Below are 18,300 nucleotides of genomic sequence, written 5' to 3'. Positions count from 1 at the left end.
ACGTCCCCCCCTACGTCTCTGGGCTCGCGACGAAGCAAGGCCCTTTTTCGCCGGAACGCCGTTCGGAATGATCGAATAGACGCATGGTCGCATGGGTCCCATTTCCCGGGAAAAGCCTGTAAAGAGCCGGCGACAAGTCCTGTCCGGCCTGCAAGAAGCAAGATTCTGAGCATAACTTCCGCTTCCGCACGCGGCTTCCGCGCGCCTTCGAGGCGAAGAACGATCGCGCGAGACGTGATGCGCCCACGCGGGCGCAGCCAAACCAAAAAAGGCCGTTCCGCTTGGCCCAAGCCAGCGGAACAGCCTTTTGCTTCCTTGTTACACCGTATCGCCTACGGGTTCTTCTTCGCTAAAGTCCATACGTTCTTCGTACGCGGACGTCTTGGTCGCGACCTTCGCCTGCTGCGGCCGGCGTTCGGAACGCGGCTCGGATTGCGCCTTGGCGCCCCACTCCACCAGCACGTCCCTGCGCATGATCAGCGCGCGGGGCATGAGGCGTTCGCCGTGTTTCTTGACCCTCGTTCGGCCTTCCGGATGGATGATGGCGGTCAGCAAACGCAAATACCAATTCGTCATGAGCGAGAACAGCCCCTTCGGCAGATCGAACGTCTCGAAGCCGAGGCCTTCGGACCCGCGATTGATCATCGACACGCCGTACAGCGCTTTGATCTCGCTGCCGTGCGGCGCGTCCGCGAGCTCCTGCGCCATCTCGGGGAGCGATTGCTTGACCTTCTGGATGACCCGGATGGCCGTATGCACCTCCGAACGGGACGTCATGCCGAGCTCGTACATCATCTTGTTGACGAAATGGATCTCCATGACGTAATCGCCGCGCCGCAGAACTTCGCCTTCCTTCAGCAGCAGCTCCGGACCGCCGTACTTGACGACGCGATAGTGGAACGCGGATCCGTCTCCGACCGAACGCAGCCGGAACAGCCATTGGAATACGCGTTCCCACTTCATCCATAGCGCCACGACGACCCGTTTGAACCAACTCGGCCGGTGCACGGCCGGCGAGGACGCCGATTCGGCCGGACCTGCGGCGACTGCGTCTCCCCGTCTGGCTGCCGTCCGATTCGCGCGAGCCTGCGCCGTCGTTTCGATCATCTGATCGACGCTGACGAACCGCAGTCCCATCTCCCGCCCGTCGTTCAGGATACGCTCCAGCGCGGCGATCGTATTGGCGGGCGCATCGTGATCCGCGCCGAACGTATCGCCGCAGTCGTGCAGCAGGAGCACTTGGCCGGGCTGCAGCTTGCGCCGCATCTTCTGGTACAGCCGCTCCGCGCCGACGCGCTGCTTCCAGTCGCCGAACATGGACGTCCACAGCACGATCTGAAGGCTGCCTTTGTTCGCGAAATCGAAAATATTCACGATGCCCCAGGGCGGACGGTAGTACTTCGGACGCTCGCCCGTGATGCTCTTCACGATATCGCTCGTGCGATGAACTTGACGTTTGACCGTCTTCGGACGCATGATCCAGTTGCTGCGATGAACATAATTATGAATGCCGATGACGTGCCCTTCGTCGTGTATCCGCTTGATCAGTTCCGGATGCTTTTCCGCGTGGGAGCCGACCACGAAGAAGGTCGCTTTCGCGCCGTGCCGCTTGAGGAGATCCAACAATTTCGGCGTGTACACCGGGTCCGGGCCGTCGTCGAACGTCAAGGCGACTTCCCGGTCCGTGATCCCTCTGGAAAAGACGCGAAATCCGAAAATCCGACTAAAAATGCCCGGCAAAAAGGCGTAGAACGTCAAAAAATAAAATCCCCACCAAAGGATTTTGTCCATGCCTTCTCCACCAACTTGCTTACTGTATTTTGTAGAGCCGCAGTTTGAGCTTTATTCTATTTTATCATACGTCTCCGAAAAATAGGCATGTTTGTGGGCATCTTTTTTGGAATCGTGTAAAATAAGGCTGATTCGTCCAATCGGAGATAAAGGTGGAAAAGGTTCATGTTCTCGCTTTACCAGAAATACTGGCGCACCGCTTTCGATATCGGGGTCATCGTCCTAACCGTGTGGCTAGTCATGTTCGTGTTCAGCTATCTCTACAAGATCGCCACGCCCGTGTTTTTGTCGTTCCTGGTGTTCCTGTGCATCGAGCCGCTCGCGAAGCGTCTGCACAAGCTGGGCATGCGCAAAGCGATTGCCTCCGGCATCAGCGTACTGCTCTTCACGCTGATCGTATTGGGCGTTTTCGCCGGCCTGGGATTCATCTTCTACTCCCAGACGGCCGAACTGGTGAAGCGTCTGCCGCAATATCAGGAGCAGATCAAGGACCAGGTTCCGCTGCTCATGGAGCGGCTGTACGCTCAGATGGACAAGCTGCCGGACGGCGTCGAAGAGAAGCTGCGGAACGCCGTCGACTTCGTCGCGGGACTCGGGACCCGATGGGCGACGTCGTTGTTCAATTGGCTGATCGGATTTTTAAGCTCGCTGTCGTCCTTTATCGTGAGCTTCTCCATCGCGATCATCCTGGCTTATTTTCTCAGCGTGGAGATCGACATGTGGCGGCGCCTCGCGAGCGACCGCTCGCCCAAGACGTTCAAGGCGGCGTTTGCTTTTCTCCGCGAGAACGTCTTCCGGGGAATCGGCGCCTACTTCAAAGCCCAAGCGAAGCTGGTCAGCGTCACGTTCCTCGTCATCTTCATCGCCTTGCTCGCGCTCCAGGTGAACAACGCCTTCGCCATCGCGCTCCTCGCCGGTTTCTTCGACGTCCTGCCGCTGCTCGGGGTCAGCACCGTGTTCATCCCTTGGATCCTCTATCTCTTCATCGTGGGGCAGACGGGCCTCGCCCTCTGGCTGACGGCGCTGCTCGTAGCGGTAACCTTGACCCGCCAGTTTCTCGAACCGCGGATTACGGGTCAGACCGTCGGCGTATCCGCCTTTACGATGCTGGCGTTCATGATGATCTCGTTGTCCTTCTTCGGCGTCGCCGGCCTGATCCTTGCGCCTATCCTCATGATTCTGCTCAAGGCGCTGTACGATCAAGGCTACTTTCATCGTTGGATCCGGTGGCCGGCGAGCGAATTCACCGTCTCTCCGCTCGCGCCCCAGCAAGCGGAAGGCGCGGTGCCTGTCGGCGACGAATCCCCCGACCGATCACCGGACGGGCGCTGATTCGCGCTTCGCACTCCGCGGAGCAGCCTTCGGGTCCAGCTGCCGCAACGCCTCCATCACCTCGCCGAACACGGCCGAAGCCCGGTTGCGGACGCCCGCCGGCTGGTTCTCCAGCAGGATGGACACCGCGTACCGGGCTTTGCCGTCCGCTGGACCATAGCCGACGAACCAATGATCGTTGCGGGCCGGTTTCCCGTCGCCCAGCTCCGCGGTGCCGGACTTGCCGGCCAGCGCCCACTTCGCGTCCTTGAGCGCATGCTCAGCCGTGCCCTCCGTGACGACCGCGCGCATCCCTTGGAGGATCGCCGCGGCCGTCTGCGGCCGGATGCTCCCGTAGGCGGACGGCGCCGTCTGCGCGGGCAGGGCGGCGAACAGGCCGCCGTCCGCATAGCGGATCTCGCTCGCGAGCCTTGGCGACAGCACGCGCCCCCCGTTCAGCAGCGTGACCGCCAGGTTCGCCGCCTGCAGCGGCGTGATCCGCACGTCGCGCTGCCCGATGCCGGTCCCCGTGCGCACGCCGCCGTCCCGGCCGGCCTCTACGCTCGCGAAGATGCTGCCGGCCTGCTCCTCCTCGAGCAAGCGCAGCGGCTTGCCGTCCACGAAGGCGGACGCATGCCAGCCGATCTGCCTGCCGAGGCCCATCTTGTCCGCCGTCTCCTGCAGCTGCCGCGGGTCAAGCCGCTCGGCGAGCGCCGCGAAGACGACGTTGCACGACTCCGCGAACGCCTGCTCCACCGTCGAGATGCCGTGTCCTCCCTCCCGCCAGCAATGCAGGCCGTACCTCCCGTAGTCCCCGTCGCAGCGAAACCGCTCCTGAAGCGTCGTCACGCCCGCTTCGAGCGCCGCCGCCAGCGTAACCGTCTTGAACACGGAGCCGGGCGGCACCGCGATGAGCGCATGGTTGGTCTCGTCGGTCCGGGGCGCCCCGATGCGCGTCGGATCGAAGGCGGGCAGCGAGACCATGGCGAGGACGTCCGCGTTCCGGGCGTCCAGAACGACGGCCGCCCCTTCCTTGATCCCGTGCTTGCGCAGCACGCCTTCGACCGCCTGCTGGATCGACAGATCGATCGTCGTCTTCACCTGCAGCGGATAGTGCGGGTTGGTCGGCGTATAGACGCGCAGGCCTAAGCCTGCCAGCGGCCGTCTCGCCGCATCGGTCATCTCGATCGCCTTCGTCTCCCCCACGCCTTGAATGAGACGGTCGAGAGACAGCTCCAGTCCGGCTCCGCCCGTCAGATCGGTCTCCTTCATCCGGCGTTTGGCGAGCTGTTCGCCATAGAGCCGCTTCAGTCGGTCGGGATACTGCGAGACGTACCCGATCGCCTGCAGCGGCGACCATCCCGCTCCCGACGGATACCGGTCGCGGTAGGGGATCGCCGTGACGCCCGTCAAGTCCATTCCCGCGATCGCCTCCGCCTGCGACGTCGTCAGCGCCAGCACCCGCTTCGAGCCGTTTTCCCGCCAGACGTCCGGCGTCCTTATTCCGTTCAGCCAGCCGGTCAGCGTATCCGCGTCGGCGCCGAGCAGCTCGGCCAGGCGCGCGACCTGCCCCGCCGTCCCGCGCGGCATGCCGCCCGTCGGGAACGCGGCGAGCGCCCTCACGGTCTCCCCGGTCATCGGACGCCCGTTCCGGTCGTAGAATTGCCCTCTCCCGCTATCGAGGGTCAACTCGTCGGAGCGCTGCAGGAACGCTTGGCGGTCCAGTCCGGCGTCGGCCCTTTCGACCCGCCCCATGCCCCCTAGCTGCACCCAAGCCAGTCGGGCTTCCATTATGCCGAATGCCGCCGCGAGCAGCAGCATCACTTTGAACAGTCTTAACGGTATGAGTCGATTCACCCGTCGATCCCTTCCCCCTCTTTGCGATATGACTATTATTCCCAGGTTTGTTTCCCTTCAAAAGCGGCGCGACTTCGGGACCACCCCCTGATCCCCGGGCAATCATCCGAATGAATATAAGGAAGCGATAAGGATTCGACCGGCTGTCCCCCATCTCCGTCTCCTCTGCGTCGGATCTTCTCGACCGAGTCGAACGGACATGCAAAAAAAGCCCCGGCCGAGAGGCCGGGGGCGCGAAGCTTGCTGGAAAGATGCGATTAAGCGACCGTGAACTTGGACAGCGACTCGCGCAGTTGCACGGATACCGCTTCGAGACGGTTGGACAATTGAACGAGCCCTTCGCTGATATTGAGCTGCTCGTTGCTGAGCGAGGCGACTTCTTCGGAGGTGGCGGAAGATTGCTGCGCCACCGCGCTGACGTTGGTCATCGCCATCGACAGCGTCGATTGGGCTTCCTCCAGATGTCCGACCGACTCGGTCGCCGATTGCAGGCGGTGATTGAACCCGTTCATGTGAAGCTGAACGTTGTGGAAGATCTGGTTCGCGTCGCGGACCGATTCGATCTGCGCCTGGAACAGCGGGTACGCGTCCGACAACACTTGTACCGTCTCGTCGATCTCCCGCTGGATCTTCTCGACGATCTCGCCCACGACGCCGATCGATTGCCGCGATTGATCCGCCAGCTTGCGGATCTCGTCGGCGACGACCATGAAGCCTTTGCCGGCCGCGCCGGCGCGCGCCGCTTCGATCGTCGCGTTCAAGGAGAGAATGTTGGTCTGCTTCGTCATGTTGCCGAGCACGTCGAGGATCTTGCGGATCGAGCGCGTGCTGTCCTTCAGCTTGTCCACCTTCTCGACCATCGAGCGGGTCATCTCTTCGGTCTGACCGGTCTTCTCGATCAGCCCGGCCATATATTCGGTCCCCTTGCGGCCGGCCTCTTCGACTTCCATGGCAGACTGCTCCATCTCGGTGTTCGATTCGATGACCGATTGCACTTTGTCGCCGATCTGTCCCGTGATCTCGCTGCCGCGTTCGGACTCGGATGCCAGGTTGGTCGCGCCGCTCGCGATCTCTTCGGTCGCAACGGCGATCTCCTTGGCGGCTTCGGCCGTCTTGCGCGAAGCGTCCGTCAGCGTGCTCGCCGTCGCGAGCACCTCCTGCGCGGAGCCGTTCGTCTGCCGGACGAGATCGGTGATCCGCTCCATCATCCTGTTGAAGCTGCTCGCCACCTGGCCGATCTCGTCTTTCTTCCGGAGCGTCGAGCGCACGGTCAGGTTGCCCTGCTCGCCTTCGTTCATCAAGTTCCGTAGCTGGCCGAGCGGACGGCCGACGCTCATCATGATGAACACGCCGATGACGGCTGCGATGAGGACGGACAGGAGCGAGATCAGGACCGTCAGATTGCGGATGGCGCCGGCGTCCTTCACGAGCTCGGACACCGGTATGTTCCCGATCACCTGCCAGCCGCCCGACTGGGTCGCGGAGCCTACGGACAGCGCCCGCTGGCCGTCGATCTTGATCGTCGAAGATCCGCTCTCGTCCGGCATGTCATAGGCGTACTTCTGGCCTAGTTCTTCCCGGTTCTTCGAGTAGACGACGGTGCCGTCCGGCGCGACGATGTAGGTGTCGCTCTTGTCCCCGAAGCTGGCCGTGCTCAGCATCGTCTCCAACGCTCTGTAGTTCAGCTCGATGACGAGCAGATACGGCTTCGCGCTGTTGACGTTCATCATCGCCCGTCCGACCGCGAAGGTCGGCTCGGTGCCCTTGCCGGAGATGCCCTTCTGCATCGTAGGGATCCAGACCACCTTGCCCGCCGCGTCGAGCATCTGCTGGAAGAACGCAGGCTGTCCCTTGGAGAGGTCCGGCATTCCGCCCGAGGTAGCCGTCCCGATCGGATCGTGCTCCGAATCGGTCGGGAACAGATACATCCCCGAGATCGCGTTGTCGGAGATGATGCTCGTCGACATCTTCGTGTTGATCGTTCGCTGGCTGTCGAACCGCTCGAAGTCGTCCTTCGAGTTGATGGCCGTCCCCAACAGGGAGATGAAGTCCGAGTCCGACAGGAACTCCATCGTCTTGCGCTCGTAGCTGCCGAGCATCAGATCGGTCCGGCCCGAGATCTGCTTCGCCGTCTGCAGGCTGGATTCCGACACCTTATTCTCAATGACCGAACGGGATTTATCGTACGAGAACCACCCCAGCGTCAGGACGCAAGCCAGAATCCCGCAAAAAATAAGCAGGAACAGCTTCATCCCGACGGAACGGACGGGATTCTCCATCTTCGTCTCTTTGACCTGCTGTCCGACGCGCTTCGCGTAGCTTCCAAACTTCTCCGACCCTTTTTTCCACTCTACCGCCTTCACACGGTCGCGCCACGTTTGTTTCATTCTGTTGACACACCCTCCGACTCATAGTGACGATATTCGACAGCAACAAAAAAGACTTGCCGGGCTACCCCTGATATAGCCAATTGCGAGCCATCATTTGGCAACAATTAACTTTATCAGAGATAATTCGACAAGTCGATGAATAATCCTTTTGAAACGCTTTCTTTTTTCGATTTTGGTACTTTATGCTTAGAGTATAGGAAAAATTTACAGCATCTTTTTGCGCATGATATCCAGGGGGAACACAGGCCGTTCGGTACGGATCCGGATCGTCTGCAGCGGGTGGCGGGCCACCTCGAGCGACTCGCCGTGTTCGTCCGTCATCTCGCCGACCGACTGGTTGAAGCTGCGTCCGCCCGGTCCGATGAACTCGACTTCCATGCCGGGGCGGAACGGGCTGCGCTGCTGGAGCGTCGCGATGCCGGCGGCGGCGTCATAGTCGGTCACGACGGCCGCAAAGTCGTACGGCGCCGGTTTTTCCTCCGGCTCGTAGATATGTTCTCCCGCGCCCGGCGTGCTGTAGAAGAAGCCCGTATTCAGCGGACGGTTCGCCGCCTTGCCGATCTCGCCGACCCATTCCGGCCGCAGCGTATACCCCTCGGGATCGGCCATATAGGCGTCGATCGCTTGCCGGTAGGCATTGACGACCGAAGCGACGTAGTGGATGCTCTTCATCCGGCCTTCGATCTTGAAGCTGTCTACGCCCGCGTCGATCAGGTCCGGGATATGCTGGATCATGCAGAGATCCTTGCTCCCCATGGTGAACGGATTGTCCCCCGCGCCAGCGGCCGAAGCCGCGTCTACATGGAGATCGTACTTCCAGCGGCACGACTGGCAGCAGCCGCCGCGATTGGAGTCCCGGTCGGTAAAGTGGTTCGACAGGACGCAGCGTCCGGATACCGAGGAGCACATCGCGCCGTGGATGAACACCTCCAGCTCGATATCGACGCGCGACTTCATCTCGCGAATCTCTTCCATCGACGTCTCGCGCGCGAGCACGACGCGAGGCAGTCCTTCTTCCTTCCAGAATTGGACCGCCTGCCAGTTCATCGTGGACTGCTGCGTGCTGAGATGCACTTCCAGTCCGGGCGCTTCCCGCATCGCGATCTCCACGATGGCGGGGTCGGCGGCGATGATCGCCGCGATGCCGACGGACTCCAGCTGCTTCAGATACTCCGCGATCCCCGCCAGGTCCTCCTGGTGAGCGTAGATGTTCGTCGCGACGAACACCTTCGCTCCGTAACGCGCGGCGAACGCCACGCCTTCCCGCATCTCGTCGAAGCTGAAGTTGTCCGCGTTCGAACGCAGGCCGTACTTTTGTCCGCCGATATAGACGGCGTCCGCCCCGTAATGGACGGCGAACTTCAATTTTTCCAGACTGCCGGCCGGAGCCAGCAGCTCCGGCCGGTCCAGGCGATGGCGCCGCAGAGGCTTCCCCGCCTTCTCGGCCGTCTCGATCAATGCGCTGCTCATGCGCAGCACCTCCTTTATCAGTTCAATACACTTGTTCTTTGTACAAGAAGCCGAAGCCGAGCTCCCGGCGCGGATCCTGCAGCGCCCGGATCGCCTCCAGCCAGGCTTCGTCGAACTCGTAGCCATCGGGATCGGCGGTCCAAGCGTCGATCGCTTGACGATAGCTGCGCAACACGGTCTCGTTGTAGGCTTCCGTCTTCAGGAGCGGCTCTACGTATAAGCTGTCGACCCCGGCGCCCAGCAGATCCGGGATCGCTTCGAGCAGGCAGATGTCGTCCGCGCTCATGACGTGCGTGCCGTTCACGTCTTCGTAGACCGGCAGCCGTTCGTCCGGACGCTCCTCCTCGACCAGGAACAGCCCTTCGTCCGCGCCCAGGTCGAGCAGCCGCGCCTCGCGGCCGATGTGCTCCATATAGCTCTGCAGCAGGTTGCGCTGCGAGTGGTAGATGTTGGTCATGCCGTGCGCCTGCACCTGCACTTCCATCTGCGCCTGCGCTTTGAAGTCCGCGATCTCCTCTTCGTTCAGCTCCCGCGCCAATACGGCCCGGACGGCCCCCTTGCGCGCCCAATACGATGCCGCGGCGGAGTTCGTGCCCGTCATCTCCGCGTTCCAATGCAGCGTCAAGCCTGGCGACGCCTCTCTCGCATTCAGGAGAACGGCGGGATCGCCGAATACGATCGCGTCGGCGCCAGCCTCCGCTGCCGCGCGCAAGTAGCCCGGCAGCGCGGGGAGCTCCTCATTGCGCAGCAGCTTGTTGGCGGCCACGTACGCCTTGGCCCCCAGCGCATGGGCGCGGGATACGGCTTCCTTCAGCCGGTCTTCGGGGATGGCGCCGGGCAGCCTGGCGCCGAATCGCGGTTCGCCGATCAGCACGGCGTCGGCGCCTGCCGCAATGTACCGCTCCAGCTGCTCGATCGTGCCGGCCGCTATCATCAACTCTGTCTTCATGATCCTCACCTCGCGGAAACGTGCGGCCCGGCGTCAAGCCGGCTCCTTCGGCCCCCCGCAGGACGGCCGCCGAAGCCCGCTGGCGCCGGGCCGGTTCGGTTCGCGGCGCCAGTCCGCGACCTTTTATTTTTTGGCGTTTTTCTCGTTTTTCTCGCTGGTCTGGATATTCTTCAAATGCTGCTTGTAAGTCTCGGCGAAGAGGTGGGTATTGCTGCCGTCCTTCTTCGTCACGTAATACAGATAATCGGTCTCCGTCGGGAACAGCACGGCCTCGATCGACTTCAAGCTCGGGCTCGCGATCGGTCCCGGCGGCAATCCCGCGTTTTTGTACGTATTGTACGGACTCTTGACCTCCAGATCGGCGGTCGTGAGCTTTTCCTTCTGCTTGTCGAGGAGATACTGGATCGTCGCGTCGATCTGCAGCGGCATCTTTTTCTTCAGACGGTTCACGATGACGCTCGCCACGATCGGCCGCTCTTCGTCCTTCACGACCTCGCGCTCGACGAGCGACGCGGCCGTCAGCAGCTCGTGCGGCGTCCATCCCCGCTCCTGCATCGCCGACTGCCAGTCCTCGGGGAGCTGATTCAGCTTGCGGTCCAGCTCGCTCAGCATCCGGTTCACGAGATCCTCCTCGGTGCTGCCCTTCTTCATCTCGTACGTCTCCGGGAACAGATAGCCTTCGAGCGGGTATCTCAGCTCCGCCTTCGCCGGGATCTGCTTCACCCAGGCGGATCCGTTGAATCGGCTAGGATCGTGCAGCGCCTGCAGGAACTTATCCTTGTCGACGAAGCCGGCCTTGGAGAGCCGATCCGCGATCTGAACGACGGTGAAGCCTTCCGGGATCGTGAACTTGATGGTGTCTCCGGCGATCGTCTGGCCGTTGTTCAGCTTGGCGACGATCTCTCCGTTCGTCATGCCCGGCGTGAGCGCGTACTCTCCCGCCTGGAACCGGGAGCCTTCGTTCTTGAGCTTCAGCCACATGCTGAACAGGAACGCGTTCCGGATCACTCCGCTCTTCTCCAGCGTCTCTCCGACGCTCTTCGCGCGCATGCCCTTGGCGATCGTGACGCGGACCGGGCTGTCCGAAGCGCCCGGCGGACGCAAGCCGTTCCATACGTAGAACAAGACCGATGAGGCCATAATGATAACTAAGCCTAAAGCGATGAAAAAAGACCAAAGCGCCGGATGGCCTTTTTTCCTCCGGTAGGTAACGCGTTCCTCGGACTTGTCCGGTTTGTCCGGCTTGTCCGGTTTGTCCGCTTGCGCGGTCCCGCGGCTGGCGCGGGGAGGCGGAGATTCCGGCCATTCCTCCGGGCCGCCGGCCGGAGGCTCGGCCGCGCGAGGCGTCCGCTCGGGGTACGGATCTCCGCCCGCGGCTTCGCGGGCGGCCCGCATCGGCCGCGTGTCGGCTTCCGAATCCCGGTCCGGTTCCGGGTCGTTCAGCTTTTCGTCGGCGTAGACCGACTTCCAGCCTTTGGTTTCGTCTTCTCTATCCACCCATGTCCCTCCTGAAGCGCCCACATCTGGCGAAAAAGAGCGGTTGCCCGCTCTTTTTCGAGGATTCAGAAAGCATAAGCAAACCTATCCTTGTCTGAATCTACTTCATCGCGCGCGCACGTCCGCACGCCCGCTCTTCAAGGCCGGCGCGGCCGCTTGCTTGATGCCGTCGTTAACCGATACTACGGCTGATCGTCCGAGCCGAACTGAAGGTCGTCGTATGCTTCCGCGACGGCCTCCCATTCGTCATCGTCCTCCACGGTCTCGAGATGCGGCTCTCCCGCGTCGTCCATGGCGACCCGGAACACCTCGATGTCGCCTTCCGACCGCATCCGTTCACTCTGGAGCAGGGCGTACGAATTGCCTTCTACGGACAGTTCGGCCACGATGCGGAAGGCTTCGCTGCCGCCGCCTTCGCCCGTCAGCGTCACTTCGTCGCCGTACCGTTCGCGCAGCGCGGACATCGCCCCGCCGCCGGCCGATCCGTCAGCGCGCCCCTTCATCGCTTTCACCGTCGCCGAATTCGGCCACGAGCGTGTTGAAAGTCTCTTCGACCATATCCCATTCTTCCTGCTCTTCGATCGGATACAGCTTGATCTCGTCGTCCTCTTCCTCGTAGCGGAAGGCGAACACTTCCTGCTCTTCTTCGACGTCGTCCGCCGGCACGACCATCATGTACTTGCGGTCGCTGCCGTCGTCCAGCTCGAAGCGCATGATCACTTCAAACGCTTCGTCGTTGCCTTCTTCGTCGGGGATATAGATAATCTCCGCTTCTTCTTCTTGGCGATTGTTCTCTTCGGTCATGGTCCATCCCTCATCTTCCTCGGGAATCTAAATAGCTCTGCAGCAGAATCGCCGCAGCCATCTTATCGATCACTTGCTTGCGCTTGCGGCGGCTCACGTCGGCCTCCAGCAGCGTACGTTCGGCGGCTACCGTCGTCAGCCTCTCATCCCAGAGATGTACAGGCATGGATAGTTTCTGCCGCAGCGCTTCCGCGAATGCCATGCAAATTTCCCCACGCGGGCCGATAGTGCCGTTCATGTTCTTCGGAAGGCCGACCACTATCGCTTCCGCTTCCTGCTCCCGCGCGAGTTCTTCGACGCGGCGGATGCAAGCCGCTTCGGTCTTGTGTTCGATGACTTCCAGGCCTTGCGCCGTCCAACCGAACAAGTCGCTCACGGCCACGCCGGTGCGCTTGTCCCCGTAGTCCAATGCCATGATGCGCGGCATTAACGGTGTTGTTGAAGATAAAACCGGACCATCTCTTCGATGAGTTCGTCGCGTTCTTTCTTCCGGATCAGACTTCTTGCGTTGTTGTGGCGCGGAATGTAAGCCGGATCCCCGGACAAGAGGTACCCGACGATCTGGTTGATGGGGTGGTATTCTTTCTCCACCAAAGCATCGTGCACCGCAAGCAGGATATCCCTGGACGATACTTCTTCGGGATCGGGCACGACCGCGAACTTGACCGTCTTGTCTAGATGGTTTTTGTCAGACGAGCTCATCTTAGGCACCTCGCTTAGCAAACACTTGATGCCCTCATCATACCATATTCTCGCCCGGACAGGAAATGGAAGCCCGTTTTAATCTCGACAGTCGAACGAGCGGCCGCAGCCGCCCGTTCGCCTCTTCCTTATGCGCGATGCTGCGCGAGCACCAGGTCTTCGGCCGCGCGGAGCGCCTCGCCGAGCTTGGCCGGGTCTTTGCCGCCCGCTTGGGCGAGCTCCGGCTTGCCGCCGCCGCCGCCGCCGCAGATCGCGGCGATCTCCTTGATCAGCTTGCCCGCGTGGAGCCCCTTCTGGACGAGATCGGGCGCGACCGAGACGACCAGGCTGACCTTGTCGTCCGCCACGGCGCCCAGCACCAGCACGGCGGAGCCCAGCTTCGCCTTCAGCTCGTCGGCTACGCCGCGAAGCGCGTCCATGCCGCCCGCGTTCACTTGGGCCGCGAGCAGCGTCACGCCGCCGACCGTCTTCGCTTGGCCGATCAAGTCGGCCGCTTCGAGGCGGCTCAGCTTGCCTTGGAGCGACTCGTTGTCGCGCTGCGACTGACGAAGCTCCGCCTGCAGCGACTCGACGCGCTTCGGCACGTCGTTCACGCCCGTCTTCAGGAGCGAAGCCGCGCCGCGGAGCAACTGGAGCTGGTCGTCCATGAAGGCATACGCGTGGCGACCGGTGACGGCTTCGATCCGGCGGACGCCGGAGCCGATGCCGCTCTCGCTCACGAGGCGGAACAGGCCGATCTGCGCCGTGTTGCGCACGTGGCATCCGCCGCACAGCTCGAGGCTGTAGTCTCCGACGCGCACGACGCGGACGACGTCGCCGTATTTCTCGCCGAACAGCGCCATCGCGCCGAGCGCCTTGGCTTCCGCGATCGGCTTCAGGCTGATGTCCAGCTCCGTGCCGAGCCAGATCTGCGCGTTGACGCGGCGCTCGACGTCGGCGAGCTCTTCGGCCGTGATCGCGCCGAAGTGCGAGAAGTCGAACCGCAGACGCTCCGGCTCGACGAGGGAGCCGGCCTGATTGACGTGCTCGCCGAGCACTTCCTTCAGCGCCTTGTGCAACAGGTGAGTCGCGGTATGGTTGCGCACGATGTCGGCGCGGTCGGCGGCATTCACGGATGCCGTGACCGTATCGCCCGCTAGCAGCGTGCCCGACGTCACCGTCACCTGATGGACGGATTGGCCATGCGGCGCTTTGCTGAGGCCGTTGACGGCCGCGGTCGCGCCGCCGGCCGTCTGCAGCGTGCCGGTGTCGCTCACCTGGCCGCCGCTCTCGGCGTAGAACGGCGTCCGATCCAAGAGGACCAGGACGTTCTCGTCCGCGCCCGCCGCGTCGACGAAGCGGTCGCCCGACACGATCGCGATCACGCGGGCTTCGGCGACGAGGCTGTCGTAGCCGACGAATTCGCTCGGCTCGGTGAAGTCCGAGAGCGGTCCGCCTTGGACTTTCATGCTCTCGGTCTCCTGGCGTGCGGCCCGCGCGCGTTGGCGCTGCTCTTCCATCGCGGCGTCGAAGCCTTCGCGGTCGACCGTCATGCCCTGCTCGGCCGCATAGTCTTCGGTCAGATCGAACGGGAAGCCGTACGTGTCGTACAGCTTGAAGGCGTCCGGACCGCTGATGCGCGTCTGCCCGTCGTCCCGCGCTTTGGCGCACAGGTCCGCCAGGATGGCCAGCCCGTCGCTCAGCGTCTCGTGGAACCGCTCTTCCTCCGTGCGGATGACGCGCTCGATAAATTCGCGCTTCTCGACCACTTCCGGGTAGAATTCGCCCATGATCTCGCCGACCGTCGGGAGCAGCTCCCACAGGAACGGACGGTCGATGCCGATGACTTTGCCGTAGCGGACCGCGCGGCGAAGCAGGCGGCGGATAATGTAGCCGCGTCCTTCATTGGAAGGCATGACGCCGTCGCCGACGGCGAAGGCCACGGTACGGACGTGGTCGGCGATGACCTTCAGCGCGACGTCGTGTTCGAGGTTCGCCTTGTACGTCACGCCGGCGATGCGTCCCACATGCGCGATGATCGGCAGGAACAGGTCCGTGTCGAAGTTGGAGTCGGCGTCCTGCACGATCGAAGCGAACCGCTCGAGGCCCGCGCCGGTATCGATGTTCTTGTTCGGCAGCGGCGTATAGCTGCCGTCCTTGTTGTGGTTGAATTGGGAGAAGACGAGGTTCCACACTTCGAGGAAACGCTCGTTCTCGCCGCCCGGCGTGCAGTCCGGGTCGGACAGATCCCCGTACTTTTCCCCGCGGTCGTAGAAGATCTCGGTGCAAGGGCCGCAAGGGCCTTCGCCGATATCCCAGAAGTTGTCCTCCAGCTTGACGATGCGCTCGGCCGGGATGCCGATCTTCTCGTTCCAGTAGCGGAACGCTTCCTCGTCCTCCGGATGGATCGTCACCGACAGGCGCTCCGGATCGAAGCCGATCCATTCGGGACCGGTCAGGAACTCCCACGCCCAGGTGATCGCTTCATCCTTGAAGTAGTCGCCGATCGAGAAGTTGCCGAGCATCTCGAAGAACGTATGGTGGCGGCGCGTCTTGCCGACGTTCTCGATGTCGTTGGTCCGGATGCACTTCTGGGAATTGGCGATGCGCGGATTCTCCGGCTTCACGCGGCCGTCGAAGTAGGCCTTCAGGGGCGCCATGCCGGCGTTGATCCAGAGCAACGAAGGGTCGTTGTGCGGAACCAGCGATGCGCTGGGCTCCACTTGATGTCCTTTGCTGGCGAAGAAGGCCAGCCATTTGGCGCGGATTTCCGCGGCTTTCATCGGTTGCATGTCGGTGATCCTCCTCGATTGGAGACGGCGTATCGCCGCCTTGGTTGTTGTGTTGGCTACTGGCCCGCAGCCGCGACGTTTCTTGGAAATTAAGCCGCAAAATACGGCTTATTTCCTTGCGGGCGCGCCGTTTCCCGGATTTAAGCCGCAATATGCGGCTTATTTCCTTGCGGGCGCGCCGTTTCCCGGATTTAAGCCGCAATATGCGGCATATTACCCCGCAGCAACGTCATTTCCGGGATTTAAGCCGCAAAATGCCGCTTATTTCCCTAAACCGCGCCGCACTCGGGTGCAAGCCGCAAAACGCGTCTTCATCCCCGCAGCCGCGCCGCTTGTCCGCGCTCCGCCTGCTGCCGCCGAGCCCTGCCCTACGGCCGCCCGCAGCCCCCGCCGGGACAAATAAAAATCGCCCCTGAACAGTCAGGGACGATGAGATCGCGGTACCACCCTGGTTATCGGCCGGACAACGGCAAACGGATTTGCCGGCGTCTCAGACGATCGCCTTGTGCGGGCGTTAACGGGCCCTCCCGTCGCGCATTACGTCGAACTCGGCAGCCGGCTTCCCCCGCCCTTCGCAACGAAGATTCTCTCAGCCGCGTTTTTTCCCGGCGACAGCTGCGCCTCCTGAACGGACAAAGGGACAAAACGCCGAACCTTCTCTCTGATCCTGCGGGCTTCGGGGTACTCTTGCTTCCTCAAAGTTTTGTTGCTATGGAACAATTGATATCATTATAGACAACCGCTTTCCGCGCTGTCAAACGGTTTTTCGCCTAATGTAATGGGCGAACATGTGCTGCACGATCACTTTGAGCGCGGCGTAGACCGGAACCGCCAGCAGCAGCCCGACGATTCCCGCGAGCTCCCCCCCGACGAGCAGCACGAAGATGATCGTGAGCGGGTGCATCTTCATCGTTCGGCCGACCACCTGCGGACTGAAGACGTTGCTCTCCAGCGTTTGGCAGAGCGTGTTGACGATGACGACGAAGAGCGCCATTTTCCAGGAGATCGTACACGCCATGATCAGCGCGGGCAGCGCGCCGAGGAACGGCCCGAGGTACGGAATGATGTCGAACAGCGCAACGAATCCCGCCATCAAGAGCGGATACGGCATCCCGATGACCAAGTACCCGATGTAGGCGGTAATCCCGATGCAGATCGAGACGATGAACTGTCCGCGGATGTAGCTGCCGAGCGCCGCGTCGATCTCCTTCAGCAGGCGGACGGTCCCTTGGCGGCGGCTGCGCGGCACGTACTTGAAGACGGCGCGTTCGATCACGTCCATGTCCTTCAGAATGTAGAACGCGAGGAACGGCACGATCATGAGCAGGAAAAAGACGTTGACGACGGCTCGGATATTATTCGCGAAGTCCGAGATTCGAACGGCGATCTGCCGCTCCAGGCCTGCAATGGCGCGGTTGATCCCGCTGCGCACGCTGTCCGGCAGCGTCTCGTTGTTGTTGAAATGGTCCATGAAGCTCTGGGCGCGCATCGTCAGCTCCGGCATATGCTCGTTCAGCTCCTGCACCTGGCCGACGAACATCGGCGTGACGTTCACCAGGATGACGACGCAGCAGCAGATGAACACCGCGTAGATGAGCAGCACCGCCGCCGTCCGCGGCATTCGCCGCTCGTGCAGCAAGCCAACGATCGGATTCAGCACGTAAGCGATGATCATGGCGACCAGGAAGGGCGCGGAGACCGCCTTGATGAAGTTGTAGATGGACATCAGCATCGGCCGCACGAGCGTGAGCAGGTACAGCGCCAGCAGTCCGAGGATGACATAGACCAATACGGCAAACAGACGGCTTTGGGCAAACCGATTCATGTCTCCACCCCCGGTTCGGCTCTTGTCCCTAGGCGCTATGTTCCAGTATATGTACTTGTCTCCTTCTCTAAACCCGTCGCGCAACAACAAACGCCCCGCATCCTCCGATAGCGGAGGCGCGAGGCGTCAGGCGGGCTTGTATGGCCGTAGAAACGCAAATTGGCGTTAGTTGACGTGCACTTGGGGCGCAATGGGATGATCTTCGAAGAACAGATCGTCCAGCGAGCTGAGCGTACCGTCTTCTTCCACTTGATAGACCGACATCTTGTCGCCGTTCACCGTGAGCTCGATAAAGCAGCTCCAACAATAAAATTGATGCGATCCGATCTTACCGATATCCTTCGAGTTGCAGTTCGGGCATCTCATCATCGTTTATCACCTGTCACTTTCCGCATTAGGTTCTCTCTCCAATATCCGATCGTACGATGCGGGCACGAGGATGGCATCCTCGCCGAGCGTAACGCCTTCGGGACCGTTCGGCAGATAGAGCCGTCGCCGCCCTTCGAACACGTCCGCGAGAAAACCGTCCGTCAATTCATATCCTGCTATCTGTGTACCCTCAGTCTTGCGAAAATAAACATCGGAAACCCTGCCGAGTTCTTGTCCATCGATCGTGAATACGGGAAGCTCCTTCAATTGAATGAGACCCGTATGAAAAGTGCGCTGCAAGTCTTTGCGATGGACCGTCGCGATCGCTTCGGGACCCGCGATGACGAGGGCGTCTTCGCCTTCCGTCGTCACGCTCTCCCACTTTACGATGCGTACGGATTTGCGGAACCAAACTTTCGTATCGAGCACGATGCAGGTTCGTTGCCAGAACTCATCGAAGCCGACGTCCAGAACGCGTCCGACTTGCTTGCCGCTCTCGAGCAGCACGGGCAAGCCGATCATCTGTTGCAAGGTTCGCATATCTCCCGGCCCCTCCGATTGCGA

General features: G+C 61.8%; 16 protein-coding genes. 2 read left to right on the top strand and 14 right to left on the bottom strand.

Translation table 11 applies throughout. The features are described from left to right. Positions 1–318 precede the first annotated feature (318 nt). Complete coding sequence (locus H7C19_RS24810; protein ID WP_185671764.1) at positions 319–1,791, bottom strand: polysaccharide deacetylase family protein; 1,473 nt, start codon at positions 1,789–1,791, stop codon at positions 319–321. A gap of 165 nt (positions 1,792–1,956) precedes the next feature. On the opposite strand from H7C19_RS24810, the gene H7C19_RS24805 reads away from it, so the two are divergent. Continuing rightward, positions 1,957–3,123, top strand: a complete 1,167-nt coding sequence (locus H7C19_RS24805; protein WP_185671763.1) for an AI-2E family transporter — start codon at positions 1,957–1,959, stop codon at positions 3,121–3,123. On the opposite strand, the gene H7C19_RS24800 is transcribed toward H7C19_RS24805, so the two are convergent. The 10 genes from H7C19_RS24800 to alaS form a co-directional block, all read right to left on the bottom strand. Further along, the gene (locus H7C19_RS24800; RefSeq protein WP_185671762.1) at positions 3,106–4,959 is read right to left on the bottom strand and encodes a peptidoglycan D,D-transpeptidase FtsI family protein; all 1,854 of its coding nucleotides are present in this window, start codon (positions 4,957–4,959) and stop codon (positions 3,106–3,108) included. The genes H7C19_RS24805 and H7C19_RS24800 overlap by 18 nt on opposite strands. A gap of 257 nt (positions 4,960–5,216) precedes the next feature. Next, positions 5,217–7,346, bottom strand: a complete 2,130-nt coding sequence (locus tag H7C19_RS24795) for a methyl-accepting chemotaxis protein (protein WP_246469754.1) — start codon at positions 7,344–7,346, stop codon at positions 5,217–5,219. 207 nt (positions 7,347–7,553) lie between these two features. After that, positions 7,554–8,819, bottom strand: a complete 1,266-nt coding sequence (locus tag H7C19_RS24790; protein WP_185671761.1) for a peptidase U32 family protein — start codon at positions 8,817–8,819, stop codon at positions 7,554–7,556. Positions 8,820–8,841: 22 nt separating this feature from the next. Then, the gene (locus H7C19_RS24785) at positions 8,842–9,768 is read right to left on the bottom strand and encodes a peptidase U32 family protein (protein ID WP_185671760.1); all 927 of its coding nucleotides are present in this window, start codon (positions 9,766–9,768) and stop codon (positions 8,842–8,844) included. Positions 9,769–9,891: 123 nt separating this feature from the next. Then, positions 9,892–11,265 (bottom strand): endolytic transglycosylase MltG, encoded by a 1,374-nt coding sequence (mltG, locus tag H7C19_RS24780; RefSeq protein WP_313731999.1) that lies wholly within the window; start codon positions 11,263–11,265, stop codon positions 9,892–9,894. A gap of 182 nt (positions 11,266–11,447) precedes the next feature. After that, positions 11,448–11,768 carry a DUF1292 domain-containing protein gene (locus H7C19_RS24775; RefSeq protein WP_246469752.1) on the bottom strand — a complete coding sequence of 107 codons (321 nt, stop codon included), beginning with the start codon at positions 11,766–11,768 and terminating at the stop codon, positions 11,448–11,450. Further along, positions 11,752–12,069: a DUF1292 domain-containing protein gene (locus tag H7C19_RS24770; RefSeq protein WP_185671759.1), complete on the bottom strand. Its 318-nt coding sequence runs from the start codon at positions 12,067–12,069 to the stop codon at positions 11,752–11,754. Before H7C19_RS24770 ends, H7C19_RS24775 begins: the two co-directional genes overlap by 17 nt. A 10-nt stretch (positions 12,070–12,079) precedes the next feature. Further along, positions 12,080–12,496 (bottom strand): Holliday junction resolvase RuvX, encoded by a 417-nt coding sequence (ruvX, locus tag H7C19_RS24765; protein ID WP_185671758.1) that lies wholly within the window; start codon positions 12,494–12,496, stop codon positions 12,080–12,082. Continuing rightward, complete coding sequence (locus H7C19_RS24760; protein ID WP_185671757.1) at positions 12,496–12,771, bottom strand: IreB family regulatory phosphoprotein; 276 nt, start codon at positions 12,769–12,771, stop codon at positions 12,496–12,498. Before H7C19_RS24760 ends, ruvX begins: the two co-directional genes overlap by 1 nt. 128 nt (positions 12,772–12,899) lie before the next feature. Beyond that, entirely contained in the window at positions 12,900–15,533 is a 2,634-nt protein-coding gene (gene alaS / locus H7C19_RS24755; RefSeq protein WP_281384957.1) for an alanine--tRNA ligase, read from the bottom strand. 7 nt (positions 15,534–15,540) lie between these two features. Here alaS and H7C19_RS24750 point away from each other — a divergent pair, with 7 nt between their 5' ends. Continuing rightward, positions 15,541–15,945 (top strand): hypothetical protein, encoded by a 405-nt coding sequence (locus tag H7C19_RS24750; RefSeq protein ID WP_221469462.1) that lies wholly within the window; start codon positions 15,541–15,543, stop codon positions 15,943–15,945. A 351-nt stretch (positions 15,946–16,296) separates the two neighbouring features. On the opposite strand, the gene H7C19_RS24745 is transcribed toward H7C19_RS24750, so the two are convergent. The 3 genes from H7C19_RS24745 to H7C19_RS24735 all read right to left on the bottom strand — a co-directional run bounded on the left by H7C19_RS24745 (position 16,297) and on the right by H7C19_RS24735 (position 18,276). Continuing rightward, on the bottom strand, positions 16,297–17,367 hold the full coding sequence (locus H7C19_RS24745) for an AI-2E family transporter (protein ID WP_185671754.1): 1,071 nt from the start codon (positions 17,365–17,367) through the stop codon (positions 16,297–16,299). A 165-nt stretch (positions 17,368–17,532) separates the two neighbouring features. Next, a complete protein-coding gene (locus H7C19_RS24740) occupies positions 17,533–17,736 on the bottom strand; it encodes a YrzR-like zinc ribbon domain (RefSeq protein WP_185671753.1) in 204 nt (67 codons plus the stop codon). Between the two features lie 6 nt (positions 17,737–17,742). Continuing rightward, positions 17,743–18,276 (bottom strand): PRC-barrel domain-containing protein, encoded by a 534-nt coding sequence (locus H7C19_RS24735; protein WP_185671752.1) that lies wholly within the window; start codon positions 18,274–18,276, stop codon positions 17,743–17,745. Between the last annotated feature and the right edge of the window lie 24 nt (positions 18,277–18,300).

This window comes from Cohnella nanjingensis, assembly GCF_014212125.1.
Classification (GTDB): domain Bacteria; phylum Bacillota; class Bacilli; order Paenibacillales; family Paenibacillaceae; genus Cohnella; species Cohnella nanjingensis.
Note: the sequence above shows the minus strand (reverse complement) of the source record. Positions and strands in the feature narration are given on the sequence as shown.

What these genes read in the sequence shown, in the direction of transcription:
- H7C19_RS24810 (WP_185671764.1), bottom strand. Translation starts at nt 1,791, where the DNA reads ATGGACAAAATCCTTTGGTGGGGATTTTATTTTTTGACGTTCTACGCC.
- H7C19_RS24805 (WP_185671763.1), top strand. Translation starts at nt 1,957, where the DNA reads ATGTTCTCGCTTTACCAGAAATACTGGCGCACCGCTTTCGATATCGGG.
- H7C19_RS24795 (WP_246469754.1), bottom strand. Translation starts at nt 7,346, where the DNA reads ATGAAACAAACGTGGCGCGACCGTGTGAAGGCGGTAGAGTGGAAAAAA.
- H7C19_RS24790 (WP_185671761.1), bottom strand. Translation starts at nt 8,819, where the DNA reads ATGAGCAGCGCATTGATCGAGACGGCCGAGAAGGCGGGGAAGCCTCTG.
- H7C19_RS24785 (WP_185671760.1), bottom strand. Translation starts at nt 9,768, where the DNA reads ATGAAGACAGAGTTGATGATAGCGGCCGGCACGATCGAGCAGCTGGAG.
- H7C19_RS24775 (WP_246469752.1), bottom strand. Translation starts at nt 11,768, where the DNA reads ATGAAGGGGCGCGCTGACGGATCGGCCGGCGGCGGGGCGATGTCCGCG.
- H7C19_RS24770 (WP_185671759.1), bottom strand. Translation starts at nt 12,069, where the DNA reads ATGACCGAAGAGAACAATCGCCAAGAAGAAGAAGCGGAGATTATCTAT.
- ruvX (WP_185671758.1), bottom strand. Translation starts at nt 12,496, where the DNA reads ATGCCGCGCATCATGGCATTGGACTACGGGGACAAGCGCACCGGCGTG.
- H7C19_RS24760 (WP_185671757.1), bottom strand. Translation starts at nt 12,771, where the DNA reads ATGAGCTCGTCTGACAAAAACCATCTAGACAAGACGGTCAAGTTCGCG.
- alaS (WP_281384957.1), bottom strand. Translation starts at nt 15,533, where the DNA reads ATGAAAGCCGCGGAAATCCGCGCCAAATGGCTGGCCTTCTTCGCCAGC.
- H7C19_RS24750 (WP_221469462.1), top strand. Translation starts at nt 15,541, where the DNA reads ATGTCGGTGATCCTCCTCGATTGGAGACGGCGTATCGCCGCCTTGGTT.
- H7C19_RS24745 (WP_185671754.1), bottom strand. Translation starts at nt 17,367, where the DNA reads ATGAATCGGTTTGCCCAAAGCCGTCTGTTTGCCGTATTGGTCTATGTC.
- H7C19_RS24740 (WP_185671753.1), bottom strand. Translation starts at nt 17,736, where the DNA reads ATGATGAGATGCCCGAACTGCAACTCGAAGGATATCGGTAAGATCGGA.
- H7C19_RS24735 (WP_185671752.1), bottom strand. Translation starts at nt 18,276, where the DNA reads ATGCGAACCTTGCAACAGATGATCGGCTTGCCCGTGCTGCTCGAGAGC.